A 13,529-nucleotide genomic window follows, 5' to 3' on the forward strand; every position below is an offset into this window, starting at 1 on the left:
CCGCGGGTGTGCGGCCTACTTGCGGAGGGCCTGGATCAGTTGGAGGACGGGGAGCTTCTGGGGCTGCTCGGCTTCGTCGTCCACCGCGTCGGGGTCTACCAGCTGCGTGTGGGGGATGACGGCCTCGGGGTCGGCGAAGGGCTTGTATTTCTTGTCGCCGAGGAGGGTGTAGTTGAGGTAGCCGACGAGGAGGGCTCGGGTGAGGCGCTCGGTCTTGGGTTCGTGTTTGCCGGCGCCGAGGGCGGCCAGGGCGCGGCGGCCTTCGACCATGCCGTTGTGGGTGGCCTTGTCGAGGGAGCGGAGGATCGCGCCTTCACCCCAGGCGGAGGCGAGGGGGAGGGCGTTGGAGCTGACCGAGTCGATATCGGTGGCGCCGGCCAGGATCAGGGCGGGGGCGTCTACCTTGCCGGCCAGGGCCTCGGCGGAGGGGGCCGTGGGGGAGGGGAACAGGGCGGCGACCGCGGCCACCTCGCGCTGGGAGGCGGCGATCACGGCCGCGCCCGCACCCATGCCGTGGCCGGCCAGGGCCAAGCGGTCGGGGCGGACGCTGATATTGCCCGCGCCCAGGCGGACACCGGTGCAGATGTCGAGGGTGGTGAGCAGATCGGTGGCCAGGTTCAGATGCGACGGGATCGGGCCGCGTTCGGTGTCGGGTGCGGCGGCGACATAACCCCAGGAGGCCAGGTGTTCCAGCAGGCGGCGGTAGTTGCCGACCCCGGTCAGCCAGCCGTGCCCGAAGGCGACCGCGGGCAGGTTGAGCCCCTTGCCCGGCGTGTACACCACCCCGGGCAGCCCGGCGATGCCGAGATTCCCGCGCAGCACCTCGTGCGGGCCACGCAGGGTCAGAGTGCTCAGGAGCGATTTCACAGACACCGACACGGAGATGAACTTAGTCGGTCTTGCGGCCGAATGCCTCGAGCGCACAAGGTTCGCGGCCGTCCCGACTCTGGACTGCGCTCCGCCTCCCCGTGCTTGGACCGGATACGGGAGCGAAGCGGAGGAGCGGAGGAGGGAAGAATCGGGACCAAGGGGCCGCGAACCCGCCGTAGCGAAGCGGAGGCCGAGAACACCGCTAGGCTGGTGACTCATGTGCGGAATCGTGGGGTATGTGGGGTACCGGGACGCGCTCGGTGTGGTCGTCGATGCTTTGCGCCGCATGGAATATCGAGGCTACGACTCGGCCGGAGTCGCCATCCTGGACGGGGTGGGCGGCCTCGCCGTGGAGCGGAAGGCGGGGCGGCTGGCCAACCTGGAGGCCGAACTCGTCGACCGCGGGCCCGAGCGCTACGCCGGATCCACCGGGATGGGGCACACCCGCTGGGCTACCCACGGCGCGCCCACCGACCGCAACGCCCACCCGCACCGCGACCGCACCGGCCGGGTCGCCGTGGTGCACAACGGCATCATCGAGAACTTCGCCCCGCTGCGTCGCGAACTCGAGGACGCGGGCGTCGAACTGAGCAGTGACACCGATACCGAGGTGGCGGTGCATCTGGTGTCGAACGCCTACGCCGCCGGCGACACCGCCGGTGACTTCGTGGCCTCCGCGCTGAGCGTGGTGCGCCGCCTGGAGGGTGCGTTCACGCTGGTCTTCACCCACGCCGACCACCCCGGCACCATCGTGGCCGCCCGCCGCTCCACGCCGCTGGTGATCGGCGTCGGCCAGGGCGAGATGTTCCTCGCCTCCGACGTGACCGCCTTCATCGAACACACCCGGGAGGCAGTCGAACTCGGTCAGGACCAGGCCGTCGTCATCACCGCCGACAGCTACCGGGTCACCGACTTCGACGGCGTGGCCGACGAGGTCCGCACCCGCCCGTTCACCATCGACTGGGACCTGGCCGCCGCCGAGAAGGGCGGCCACGACTACTTCATGCTCAAGGAGATCGAGGAGCAGCCCGCGGGCGTCGCCGACACGCTCATGGGCCATTTCGCCAACGGCCGGATCGTGCTCGACGAGCAGCGGCTCCACGATCAGGAGCTGCGGGAGGTCGACAAGGTCTTCGTAGTCGCCTGCGGCAGTTCGTATCACGCGGGCCTGCTGGCCAAGTACGCCATCGAGCACTGGACCCGGCTGCCCGTCGAGGTCGAACTGGCCAGCGAATTCCGTTACCGCGACCCGGTTCTGGACCGCTCCACCCTGGTGGTCGCGATCTCCCAGTCCGGCGAGACCGCCGATACCCTGGAGGCCGTGCGTCACGCCAAGGAGCAGAAGGCGCGAGTCCTGGCCATCTGCAACACCAATGGCGCGCAGATCCCCCGCGAAGCCGACGCCGTTCTCTACACCCGCACCGGCCCGGAGATCGGCGTCGCCTCCACCAAGGCGTTCCTGGCCCAGATCACCGCCAACTACCTGGTCGGCCTGGCGCTGGCGCAGGCGCGCGGCGTCAAGTACCCGGACGAGGTGGCGCGTGAGTTCGCCGAACTGGAGTCCATGCCGAAACTCGTTGCCCAGGTGCTGGAGTCGGCCGGGCGGGTGCGGGAGATCGCCCGCGAGTTCGCGCACGTCCCGACGGTGCTGTTCCTGGGCCGCCACGTCGGCTACCCGGTCGCGCTGGAAGGCGCGCTGAAGCTGAAGGAACTCGCGTACATGCACGCCGAGGGCTTCGCGGCGGGCGAGCTCAAGCACGGCCCGATCGCGTTGATCGAGGACGGGCTGCCGGTCTTCGTGGTCATGCCCTCGCCGAAGGGCCGCGCGGTGCTGCACTCCAAGCTGCTCAGCAATATCCGCGAGATCCAGGCCCGCGGCGCGCGCACCATCGTCATCGCCGAGGAGGGTGACGACACGGTGCGGCCGTTCGCCGACTACCTGATCGAAATCCCTTCGGCCCCAACGCTGTACCAGCCGCTGCTGTCGACGGTCCCGTTGCAGATCTTCGCCGCCGAAGTGGCGCAGGCCCGCGGCTACGACGTCGACAAGCCCCGCAACCTGGCCAAGTCCGTCACCGTCGAGTAGGGACCGTCGGCAGTTGGGGTTTCAGGGGCGAAGCCCCTGAGAGCCCCGAGAGTTGGTTCTCTCACTGGACGGTGACGGTGCCCTTCATGTCCGGGTGCAGCGGGCACAGGTAGCGGTAGGTGCCCGGCGAGGTGAAGGTGTGGCTCCACTCGCCCTTGCGGATGATCGGGCTGTTGATGCCCAGCGCGACATCCCCGATGCCCTGCACGGCGTGCGGGGCCTTGTCGTCGAACTTCCAGGTCACCGTGTCACCGGCCTTGATGGTGATGTCGGCCGGGGAGAACTTCATGTCCGTGACGTTCACGGTGACGGCGGCGGGCGCGGCCGGACCGGCCGAGGTCGCCGCCGTCGAGGACGCGGCGGCCGCCGGGGTGGAGGTGGCGGCGGGCTTCGAGGTGTCCGAGGAGCAGCCCCCGGCCGCTAGCGCCCCCGCCACGACGGCGACGAGAAGCAGGGCACGCGAGGACGACTGGCGGATCGGCATGTCAGCCAGGCTAGTCCTCGCCGATAGCGGGTCATTCGCGGGCACCCGCGCTGACCTGCGCCGCGCTGATTCGCTCTGATACGAGAGGGGCGTAGTCTGCTGAATCGGCAGGCAGTCCGGATTCGGGAGGCGACCCATGACCGCACCGGCGGCGCACGACCCAGCGGTGCTCGACCACGCGGTGCTCGATTACGCGGTGCTCGATTACTACACGGCCGACGAAGTACGGGCCGCGGAAGCCGAACTCTTCACCCGCGTACCCGCCGGAATGCCCATGCACCGCGCCGCCTTCGGTCTCGCCGACGTGGTGGCGCGTGAACTCCGGGAACGCACCGGCGGCGTGGCGGGCCGAACGGTCACCCTGCTGGTCGGCTCCGGCGACAACGGCGGCGACGCGCTGTGGGCGGGCTCGTTCCTGCGGCGGCGCGGGGTGGCGGTGCGGGCGGTGCTGCTCGCGCCGGAACGCGCCCACGCCGCGGGGCTGGCCGCACTGCGCAGGACGGGCGGGCGGATCTGCCCCGCGCCCGCCACGGTCGCAGAGCTGGTCGTGCAGGGGTCAGGAGCGCTGCTCGGCACCCCTGACCTGGTCGTGGACGGCATCGTCGGCATCTCCGGGCGTGGTCCGCTGCGACCGGTGGCGGCCGAACTGGTTGCGGGCGTGCGCTGTCCGATCATCGCCGCCGATCTGCCCAGCGGCGTCGATCCCGACACCGGAGCCGTGAGTGGGCCCGCGGTTCGCGCGGACGTCACGGTCACGTTCGGTGCGTTGAAGCCGGTGCATGCGTTGGCCGCGCCGTTGTGCGGACGAATCGAGCTGGTGCCCATCGGGTTACGACTGCCCGATGCGAATCTGATTGCGCTGGAGCCGCGTTCGGTCGGCGCGGGCTGGCCGGTCCCCGGACCGTTCGACGACAAATACACCCAAGGCGTGACCGGTGTCTGCGCGGGCAGCGCCACCTATCCGGGTGCTGCCGTCCTGTGCACCGGAGGTGCGATCGCCGCCACCTCGGGCCTGGTGCGTTACGCGGGTACCGGCGCGGCTCAGGTCCTCGCCCACTTCCCGGAAGTAGTTGCCGCCGAGACCATTTCCTCCGCCGGCCGGGTCCAATCCTGGGTGTGCGGCCCCGGTGCGGGCACCGACGCCGCTGCCCGGGATCGGCTCGCCGAGATCCTCGCCACCGACCTCCCCGTCGTGGTCGACGCCGATGGGCTGACCCTGCTCGCCGCCGAACCCGGCCTGGTCACCGGCCGCGCGGCCCCGACCGTCCTCACGCCGCACGCGGGGGAGTTCGCCCGCCTCACCGGTTCCGAGCCCGGCTCCGACCGCGTCGCCGCCGTCCGCAAACTGGCCGAATCCTGGCAGGTCACCGTCCTTCTGAAGGGCCGTGCCACCCTCATCGCGAGCCCGGGTCGCCCGGTCCTGGTCAACGAGGCTGGTGGTTCTTGGGCCGCCACCGCCGGATCCGGTGATGTCCTGTCCGGCATCATCGCGGCCCTGCTGGCCAGCGGCCGAGACCCCGCCTGGGCCGCAGCGGCCGCCGCCCGCGTCCACGCCCTGGCTGCCAACCTCGCGGCTCACTCCGCCACCACCGCCGGCGCCCCGATCTCCGCTTCCCCCTTGCTCTCCCACGTCCGCGAGGCGATCGGCACCCTGCGTGAGCTCGCGGCTCGCTGATCAGGCTCGGGGGCGGGTGGCCGCCGCGGCGGTGTGCAGGGCGGTGCGGGCGGCGGCGATGACCGGGTGGGTGGCGGTGCCGCGGCGGTAGGCGAGGTGGGTGCGGCGACGGGTGGGGAGTGGGGTGAGGGCTACGGCGGTGGGGGCGGAGTGGGTGCCCAGGTCGGGGACGAGGGCTACGCCCTGGCCGGCGGCGACCAGGTTGAGGACGGTGCCGAAGTCGTCGGCGTGATGGCGGATGCGGGGGGTGAAACCGGCAGCGAGGCAGGCTCGGACCGTCATTTCGTGGCAGAGGGTGCCGGGGGTGCCCGCGATCCAGGGGGAATCCGATTGTGCGGCAAGCGGTCCGGGGGTCAGGGCGGCGAGGTGGATGGTTTCCTCGAACAGCGGCTCGGTGTCGAGACCGGGTTCGGGGGTGAGGGGGACGTAGTCGTATTCCTGGAGCAGGGCGATGTCCAGGGTCTCGGCGCGCAGGGCGGCGGGGGCCTCGGCCGGATCCAGTTCGGTGACAAGCAGTTCCAGCAGCGGATGGTCGCGGCTGAGGGACACCAGGGCGGGGGAGAGGATGTGGTGCACGGCGGTGGGGAACGCGCCGATGCGCAGGGCGCCGGTGAGTTCGGTGCGGACGGAGGCGAGTTCGGCGCTCGCCTGTTCCAGGACGGCGAGGATGGTTTCGGTGTGCTCGACCAGGCGCAGCGCCGCGGGGGTGAGGGTGACGCTGCGGCCGGTGCGTTCCAGCAGGGGCGTGCCCGCCTCTTTCTCCAGGGCGGCGAGCTGCTGGGAGACGGCCGAGGGCGTATAGGTCAACGCCTCGGCGACCGCGGCGATGGTGGTGCGGTGCGCGAGTTCGCGGAGCAGGCGCAGACGGCGGACATCCAGCATCAGTTGATCTTATGCTCGGGGCAAGAAACGTGAAATAGACCTGACGCATCGCGTCGACCAGGCTGAGGGCATGACATTCAACGGCCTGTACGTGCCCCTGGTCACGCCCTTCACCGCCGACGACGAGGTGGCCGCTGACGCCCTCGAGGCGCTCGCCCACGAGGTCCTCGACGCCGGCGCGGCGGGCCTCGTCGCGCTCGGCACCACCGGCGAACCCACCACCCTCACCGGCGCGGAGCAGGCGCGGGTCATCGATGTCTGTGCCCGCGTCTGCGCCGAACGCGACGCCGCCCTGATCGTCGGCGCCGGTTCCAACGCCACGCTCGACTCGGCGCGCGCCCTCACCGCTCTCGACCCGCGCGCCACCGCCGCCCTGGCGGTCGTCCCCTACTACAACCGGCCCTCGGAAGACGGTGTGGTGGAACACTTCCGGGCCCTCGCCGCCGCCAGCCCGGTGCCGGTGCTGATCTACCACATCCCGTATCGCACCTCCCGCACGCTGAGCGCCGAAACCCTGTGCCGGCTGGCCGAACTGCCCAACGTGGCGGGCTTCAAGTACACCGCGGGCGGCATCGACGAGACGACGGTGACCTTTCTGGCCCGGCTGCCCGAGCACACCTCGGTGCTGGCGGGCGACGATCTGTTCGCCGCCCCGCTGCTGGCGCTCGGCGCGACCGGCGCGATTCTCGCGTGCGCCAATGTCGCACCTGCGGCCTACGCCGACCTGGTCGCCGCGTGGCGCAGCGGCGCGCTCGACGCGGGCCGCGAACTCGGCAACCGGCTCGCGCCCCTGGCGAACGCCCTGTTCAGCGAACCCAATCCGATTGTCGTGAAGGCGGTTCTGGCAGCCCAGGGCCGCATCCCCACCGCGAACCTGCGGCTCCCGCTGCTGCCCGCGAGCCCCGAGGCGCTCTCATCGGCCTTGGCCGCGCTGTCCACGGCACTGCCCGCGGCGGTGTAGACGCGGCCCGCGGCGGCCGCTCCCACTCGGGTGTGACGCGAATCGCCCTTGCCCGGATGGCAGGATCGGATTGTGACTACGCCCGACCCACAGGTGGAAACCCTCGTCGATCTGGATGCCATCGCCCACAATGTGCGCATCCTGGCCGAGCGCGCCGGCGACGCCGCCGTCATGGTCGTGGTCAAGGCGGACGGGTACAACCACGGGGCGGCCGAAGTGGCGCGGGCGGCGCTGGCGGCGGGCGCGCGGGAAGTGGGCACCACGACCATCGGTGAGGCGGTGGCGCTGCGGGCCGCCGGGATCACCGCGCCGATCCTGTGCTGGCTCAACACCTCCGACGCCGACTACGCGAGCGCCATCGCCGCCGACATCGAGATCGGGGTGTCGGCGCTCGCCCAACTGGAGGCGGTGGCCGCGGCCGCCCGGCGGCTGGGCCGTACCGCCACCGTCAGCCTGAAGGTGGACACGGGCCTCAACCGCAACGGCATTCCGGCCGTCGAATACCCGGAGGTCCTGGAACTGCTGGCCCGGTTGGTCGGCGACGGGACGGCCCGGCTGCGCGCGATCTTCTCGCACCTGGCGCTGGCCGATCAGCCGGAGCATCCGGTCAACGACCGGCAGCGCGAACGCTTCCTCGAGTTCATCGCCGTCGCCAAGGAGCACGGCCTGGAACCGGAGCTGGTGCACGTGGCCAATTCCGCTGCCGCGCTGACCCGTCCGGACCTCGCCTTCGACATGGTCCGCCCCGGCATCGCGGTCTACGGCCTGTCGCCGATCCCCGAGCTCTCCGACTTCGGCCTGCGCCCGGCCATGACCTTCCGGGCCCGGGTGCTGCGGGTGAAGCGGGTCGCCGCCGGGGAAGGCGTGTCCTACGGCCACGACTGGATCGCCGAACACGACACCACCGTCGCCCTGCTGCCCGCCGGATACGCCGACGGTGTGCCGCGCTCGCTCAGCGGGAAGTTCTCCGTCTGGCTGGGTGGCGCGCGCCGCCCGCAGATCGGGCGGGTGTGTATGGACCAGATCGTGGTGAACCTCGGCGAGAACGAGGCGGGGGTGCGGGCGGGCGACACCGCGGTGTTGTTCGGCTCGGAGCCCGGGCACCCGCGCGCCCAGGACTGGGCCGACGCGCTCGGCACCATCAACTACGAGATCGTCTGTAATCCGCGCGGCCGCGTGGTCCGCGCGCACCTGGGGGGCGACCGATGAACGAGCACCGCATGCTGGCCACCGTCGAGGACACCGAGGCGCTCGGCCGCGAGCTGGCCGAACAGCTGCAGGCCGGGGATCTGGTCATCCTCGACGGCCCGCTGGGCGCCGGCAAGACCGCGCTCACCCGCGGCATCGCCGCCGGGCTGGGGGTCGAAGGACGGGTCAGCTCACCGACTTTCATCATCGCCCGCCAGCATCGCGCCGGAGCGCATCCGGGCGCGGTGGCGCTGGTGCACGTGGACGCCTACCGGCTCGGCGGCGACCTCGACGAACTCGACGCCCTCGACCTGGACACCGATCTCGACCACGCGGTCGTGGTCGTCGAATGGGGCCTGGGCGTGGCCGAACACCTGGCCGACCGCCACCTGCGGGTGCAGCTGCGCCGCGAACCCGAGTCCGATGTGCGCACCGTGGAATGGGAGTGGGTCGCCGCCACCTGACCCACCGCCAGATTCCCGCAGGCAGACACCACGCCGAGTGGGCTGTACCACCCGGTATTGTTGAGGCAATCATGCTGATATTGGCTGTCGACACCGCGACTCCCGCCGTCACAGCGGGCCTGGTGGAACTGGAACCGGCACAACCCGGGTCGAACGCACCCCGCATCACCACGATCACCGCCGAGGTGACCGTGGACGCACGCGCGCACAACGAGGTGCTGACTCCCCAGATCCTGACCTGCCTGGCCGAATCCGGCCGCTCCCGTGCGGATATCGCGGCGGTCGTGGCCGGGATCGGTCCGGGGCCGTTCACGGGGCTACGCGTCGGCATGGCCACCGCGGCCGCGTTCGGCGACGCGCTTGGCATTCCCGTGTACGGGGTGTGCAGTCTCGACGCCATCGCCGCCGACACCGAGAGCTATCTGCGCGAGAGCTCCGAACCGGTCGAGCTGCTGGTCGTCACCGACGCCCGCCGCCGCGAGGTGTACTGGGCGCGCTATCGCGCCATCCCCGGCAGCCTGGTGCTCGAACGCAGTGAGGGCCCCGAGGTGAGCAAGCCCGCCGACCTGGATCAGGCGGCCGCCACCCTGATCGCCGGATCCGCCTCGCACGTCGACTATTTCGACCTGCCGGTGATCCCGGTCGAGACGCCGTCCCCGGCCGGTCTGGTGCGTTGCGCCGCCGCCGACATCCTGTCCGGAGCCGTCCCCGCACCGCTGGTACCGCTGTACCTGCGCCGCCCGGACGCCGTCGAGAAGAGTTACGCGCAGGTGGGCCGATGACCATCCGCATCGAACCGATGCGGCCGGCCGACGTCGCCCGCTGCGCACAACTCGAGCAGGTGCTGTTCCCCGAGGACGATCCCTGGCACGAGGTGTCGTTCCTGTCGGAACTGGCCGGACCGCACAACCGCTACATCACCGCCCGCGACGCCGGCGGCCGCATGGTCGGCTACGCGGGAATCGCGTTGCTCGGCACCGCCGATCACCCCGAGGCCGAGGTGCACACCATCGGCGTCGACCCGGACGACCATCGCCGCGGCATCGGCACCCTGCTGCTCGAGGCCCTGCTGCTGGAGGCTGGCCGCCGCGGCGGACCGGTCTTCCTCGAGGTCCGCACCGACAACGCGCCCGCCATCACGCTCTACGAGAAGCACGGCTTCCACATCATCGGCCTGCGCAAGAACTACTACCAGCCCAGCGGAGCCGACGCGTACACCATGCGGCGGCCCGCCATGGCCGGGTTCCCGCAGGACGGATTCGCCACCGACGCCGAGGTCTCGTCATGATCGTCATGGGTATCGAAAGCTCCTGCGACGAAACCGGTGTCGGCATCGTGCGCCGGTTGCCGGACGGCAGCTGCGAACTGCTCGCCGACGAGGTCGCCTCCAGCGTCGACCAGCACGCCCGCTTCGGCGGCGTGGTGCCCGAGATCGCCTCGCGCGCACACCTCGAGGCCATCGTGCCCGCCATGCGCCGGGCCCTGGCCACCGCCGGGATCAGCAAGCCCGACGCGCTCGCCGTCACCATCGGCCCCGGCCTCGCGGGCGCGCTGCTGGTCGGTGTGGCGGCGGCGAAAGCCTATGCGGCGGCCTGGGATATCCCGTTCTACGCGCTCAACCACCTGGGCGGGCACGTCGCCGTCGACACCCTCGAGCACGGGCCCATGCCCCCGGCGGTCGCGCTGCTGGTGTCCGGCGGGCACACCCACCTGCTGCAGGTGACCGATCTCGGGCAGCCCATCACCGAACTCGGCAGCACCGTCGACGACGCGGCGGGCGAGGCCTTCGACAAGGTGGCCCGGCTGCTCGGCCTCGGCTACCCGGGCGGACCGGTGCTGGATTCCATTGCCACCGAAGGCGATCCGAAGGCGATCGCCTTCCCGCGCGGCATGACCGGTCCCCGCGACCCGCGCTACGACTTCTCCTTCTCCGGCCTCAAGACCGCCGTCGCCCGCTATGTCGAAGCGGCGCAACGCGAAGGCCGCGAACTGCCCATCCCGGATATCGCGGCCTCCTTCCAGGAAGCCGTCGCGGACGTGCTCACCATGAAGGCCGTGCGGGCCGCGCAGGACGTCGGCGTCGACACCCTCGTGCTCGGCGGCGGCGCGACCGCCAACTCCCGCATCCGCTCGATGGCCGAAGAGCGTTGCACCGCTGCCGGAATCACCCTGCGCGTTCCGAAACCGCGGCTGTGCACCGACAACGGCGTCATGATCGCCACCTTGGGCGCGCACGTGATCGCCGGGGGCGCACCGCCTTCGGAACTGACCGTCGCCACCGACCCGGGCCTGCCGGTCTCGACGAGCTACCTGTAAACGATCGCCGCCGACAGCTTGCACCCAACGTCGGCACGGATGCGTGCCGGCCAATTGCTCTCCGCAGACCGCTGAAGTCCCAAGCAGACGGGTGCGCCGGGCCCCGCGAGACCCTGGTCGTTCGTCCTACGCGTTGGGGCGGACCAATGTCGCTGTCGTGCCGTTGTTCGCGGACCCGGAATGCGCAGGCCCGCGCGGCGTCGGCGAGACGCGCGGTTCCGGATCCACCGGCGGCAGCGTGGTGCCCAGCAGCGGGCCCAGCAGGCGCGGCAGGTCGGCGGGGAACGGGATCTGCGGCAGGTCCGGATCCGGGCGCAGCGGCGGCTGCTGCGAGGTGATGGTCGGGAACGCGGGAGTGCCGGTGGCCGAACCGGTCTGGACCGGCGGCACGGCGACCGTGGTGCGGTGGCTCTGGTTCGTGGTCGGGTTGGTGGAACCCGCGGGCGGACTGGTCGTCGCGGGCGTGGTCGGCGGGGGCTGCTGCTGCGTGGTGGTCGGCGAGTAGTGCGCGGGCTGCGGTTCCTCGACCACGAACTCCTTGACCCCGTAGCCGACGATCAGCCCGACCACCACGACCGCCCCGGCCAGCGTGCCCGCCAGCTTGGTGAAGGTGCCGATCGGCGCGTCCGAGCCCATGCCGATCACCGGGAAGGCCGTCGGCGTGGTCGAATCCGCCACCAGCGCCGCGCCTTTCGCGATCGCCGACTCCGGTTCGGGCACGGTGACCACCGGCACGTCGAGCTGGCGTTCCAGCCCCACCACCATGATCGGCACGTTCGCGCCGCCGCCGATCACCGCGACCGCCTCCGGGAACTTCGGTGCGCGCGTGAACACACCGCGCGCGAACACGGCCAGTTCGCGCAGCAGGTCGGCGACGATCTCCTCGAAATCCACCCGGGTCAGTTTCAGCGGCTGCCCGGCCACATGGTCGATGGTCACCGCCGGCACCACCGACAGGTGCTCCTTGGCCGCTCGGCTGCGGTTGAGCAGGATGCCCCGGTTGGGGCGGATGCCGCGGCGCGACAGGTGGCAGTCCAGCAGGTGCTGCAGGATCAGTTCGTCGATGGCGTTGCCGCTGATGGCGGAGGTGCGCTCGGAGCGCAGCACAGTGTCGTCGGCGTGATCGGCGACGGTGACCGTGGTGCCGGTGGCCCCGATGTCGATGACCGCCACCGTGTTCCAGCGATCCAGCAGGCCGGTGTGCCGCAGATAGGCGAGCGCCGCGGTGCTCTCCGGGATCAGCTGGACGCCGTGCCGCTGCCGGCCGATCGCGGAGCGAATGATCTGGGCCTGCTCCCGGTCCCGGTAGGCGACCGCGATGTCACCGGGCGCCGCCGCGCCGGGCTCGCGATGGCCGTTGGTGTGGGCGCCGGGGTGCGCGCCGACGGGATGCACGCTGTCGCGGGGGATCTGGGTGGTCATCAACTCGATCGAGGAGGCCACCAGGTCGCCGAGGTCGGAGTGGGCGGTATCGGCCGTCACAACCCGGTAGTCGAAGCTCTGGGCGCCGTTGGGCGCGGTCGCGACCGTCGCGGAGCACACCACTTCGCTCCCGGCGGAGATGCCGAGGGATGTTCGCATGTTCACCTCCCTTCGAGCGGATGGTCCTGGTGGAGACGACCATCTCGAACGGACTCCGGGCGCGCCCAGTGGGTAGCAGACGATTCCGGCGAGCTACGGACCGTGGCGGGCTCGCGTCCGATGGGGCGTCCGGACCTGCCACTGATCACTTGCGGTCTTGCTCTCTTCTCGAGCCCGTGCGCGGAGTTGCCGCACGGTTAGCGGGGTGAAGCGGATGTGTAACTGTCGACGGCGCACGTGACACGACCGAATCGGTCTTGGCGCGTGACCGCCGTCAATGGTGTCACAATCCGTTATCCGAACGTTACAGATTTTCGGATTTCTTTGGAAGACCTCAGATTCCCAGGCCGTCGTGTCGGCGAGTCGTCCGCGAGCAGTCTTCTAGCAGCCCCTTGCCTTGAGCGCTGGCACTCCCATGTATAGAGTGCTAGGAGGCACTCGATTTGTGCTAGGTGCCAGCTGATGACTACTGAGCAGGGGTCCCGGCACCCGCGACGACGGGGCTGATTGCACAGGGTCACGCACATGACCGAAACCGTGCGTCCGGGGAACAGCCCCGGGCGAGAAGAATCCCCTGAAAGTGGAGGGCTCAACGTGGCGAGCGTGAACATCAAGCCGCTCGAGGACAAGATCCTCGTCCAGGCCAACGAGGCCGAAACCACCACCGCCTCCGGTCTGGTCATCCCCGACACGGCGAAGGAAAAGCCCCAGGAGGGCACCGTCATCGCCGTCGGCCCCGGCCGCTGGGACGAAGACGGCGAGAAGCGCATCCCGCTGGACGTCAAGGAAGGCGACGTCGTCATCTACAGCAAGTACGGCGGCACCGAGATCAAGTACAACGGCTCCGAGTACCTGATCCTCTCGGCTCGCGACCTGCTGGCCGTCGTCACCAAGTAAGAAACGCCCAACTCTCCGGGGCTCCAGGGGCTGCCCCCTGAAACCGCTTGGCTCTCAGGGCTTCCCCTGAACCTCGGGCGCCCGGAGAAGCGCCGCCCCGGTGTCGTAGCTGGTCATACAGCATC

The 13,529-nt window shown here is 70.7% G+C and carries 13 protein-coding genes; 9 read left to right on the plus strand and 4 right to left on the minus strand.

Annotated elements, in window-relative coordinates; genetic code table 11:
- Positions 1-15: 15 nt before the first annotated feature.
- Positions 16-879, minus strand: coding sequence for a dienelactone hydrolase family protein (locus ACYVKL_RS10295; protein ID WP_379168676.1), 864 nt, complete (start codon positions 877-879; stop codon positions 16-18).
- 208 nt (positions 880-1,087) lie between these two features.
- Here ACYVKL_RS10295 and glmS point away from each other — a divergent pair, with 208 nt between their 5' ends.
- Entirely contained in the window at positions 1,088-2,956 is a 1,869-nt protein-coding gene (glmS, locus tag ACYVKL_RS10300; protein ID WP_379168678.1) for a glutamine--fructose-6-phosphate transaminase (isomerizing), read from the plus strand.
- A gap of 61 nt (positions 2,957-3,017) precedes the next feature.
- On the opposite strand, the gene ACYVKL_RS10305 is transcribed toward glmS, so the two are convergent.
- The gene (locus ACYVKL_RS10305) at positions 3,018-3,440 is read right to left on the minus strand and encodes a cupredoxin domain-containing protein (protein ID WP_357197619.1); all 423 of its coding nucleotides are present in this window, start codon (positions 3,438-3,440) and stop codon (positions 3,018-3,020) included.
- Positions 3,441-3,636: 196 nt separating this feature from the next.
- On the opposite strand from ACYVKL_RS10305, the gene ACYVKL_RS10310 reads away from it, so the two are divergent.
- Positions 3,637-5,115, plus strand: coding sequence for an NAD(P)H-hydrate dehydratase (locus ACYVKL_RS10310; RefSeq protein ID WP_379168901.1), 1,479 nt, complete (start codon positions 3,637-3,639; stop codon positions 5,113-5,115).
- On the opposite strand, the gene ACYVKL_RS10315 is transcribed toward ACYVKL_RS10310, so the two are convergent.
- Positions 5,116-5,997 carry a LysR family transcriptional regulator gene (locus tag ACYVKL_RS10315; protein ID WP_379168680.1) on the minus strand — a complete coding sequence of 294 codons (882 nt, stop codon included), beginning with the start codon at positions 5,995-5,997 and terminating at the stop codon, positions 5,116-5,118.
- A 70-nt stretch (positions 5,998-6,067) separates the two neighbouring features.
- Here ACYVKL_RS10315 and dapA point away from each other — a divergent pair, with 70 nt between their 5' ends.
- The 6 genes from dapA to tsaD all read left to right on the plus strand — a co-directional run bounded on the left by dapA (position 6,068) and on the right by tsaD (position 10,926).
- The gene (gene dapA, locus ACYVKL_RS10320; protein WP_379168682.1) at positions 6,068-6,958 is read left to right on the plus strand and encodes a 4-hydroxy-tetrahydrodipicolinate synthase; all 891 of its coding nucleotides are present in this window, start codon (positions 6,068-6,070) and stop codon (positions 6,956-6,958) included.
- Between the two features lie 72 nt (positions 6,959-7,030).
- Complete coding sequence (gene alr, locus ACYVKL_RS10325; RefSeq protein ID WP_379168684.1) at positions 7,031-8,167, plus strand: alanine racemase; 1,137 nt, start codon at positions 7,031-7,033, stop codon at positions 8,165-8,167.
- Positions 8,164-8,610: a tRNA (adenosine(37)-N6)-threonylcarbamoyltransferase complex ATPase subunit type 1 TsaE gene (gene tsaE, locus ACYVKL_RS10330; RefSeq protein ID WP_357197608.1), complete on the plus strand. Its 447-nt coding sequence runs from the start codon at positions 8,164-8,166 to the stop codon at positions 8,608-8,610. Before alr ends, tsaE begins: the two co-directional genes overlap by 4 nt.
- A gap of 71 nt (positions 8,611-8,681) precedes the next feature.
- On the plus strand, positions 8,682-9,392 hold the full coding sequence (gene tsaB, locus ACYVKL_RS10335; RefSeq protein ID WP_357197605.1) for a tRNA (adenosine(37)-N6)-threonylcarbamoyltransferase complex dimerization subunit type 1 TsaB: 711 nt from the start codon (positions 8,682-8,684) through the stop codon (positions 9,390-9,392).
- Entirely contained in the window at positions 9,389-9,898 is a 510-nt protein-coding gene (gene rimI / locus ACYVKL_RS10340; RefSeq protein WP_213557924.1) for a ribosomal protein S18-alanine N-acetyltransferase, read from the plus strand. Before tsaB ends, rimI begins: the two co-directional genes overlap by 4 nt.
- Positions 9,895-10,926 carry a tRNA (adenosine(37)-N6)-threonylcarbamoyltransferase complex transferase subunit TsaD gene (gene tsaD, locus ACYVKL_RS10345; protein ID WP_213557923.1) on the plus strand — a complete coding sequence of 344 codons (1,032 nt, stop codon included), beginning with the start codon at positions 9,895-9,897 and terminating at the stop codon, positions 10,924-10,926. Before rimI ends, tsaD begins: the two co-directional genes overlap by 4 nt.
- Positions 10,927-11,052: 126 nt before the next feature.
- Here the strand turns inward: tsaD and ACYVKL_RS10350 are convergent, their stop codons facing one another.
- On the minus strand, positions 11,053-12,507 hold the full coding sequence (locus tag ACYVKL_RS10350; RefSeq protein ID WP_379168687.1) for a DUF7159 family protein: 1,455 nt from the start codon (positions 12,505-12,507) through the stop codon (positions 11,053-11,055).
- A 594-nt stretch (positions 12,508-13,101) separates the two neighbouring features.
- Between ACYVKL_RS10350 and groES the strand changes: the two genes are divergently transcribed.
- Complete coding sequence (groES, locus tag ACYVKL_RS10355) at positions 13,102-13,404, plus strand: co-chaperone GroES (protein ID WP_033086015.1); 303 nt, start codon at positions 13,102-13,104, stop codon at positions 13,402-13,404.
- The last annotated feature ends 125 nt before the right edge of the window (positions 13,405-13,529 follow it).

Source organism: Nocardia tengchongensis, assembly GCF_054781395.1.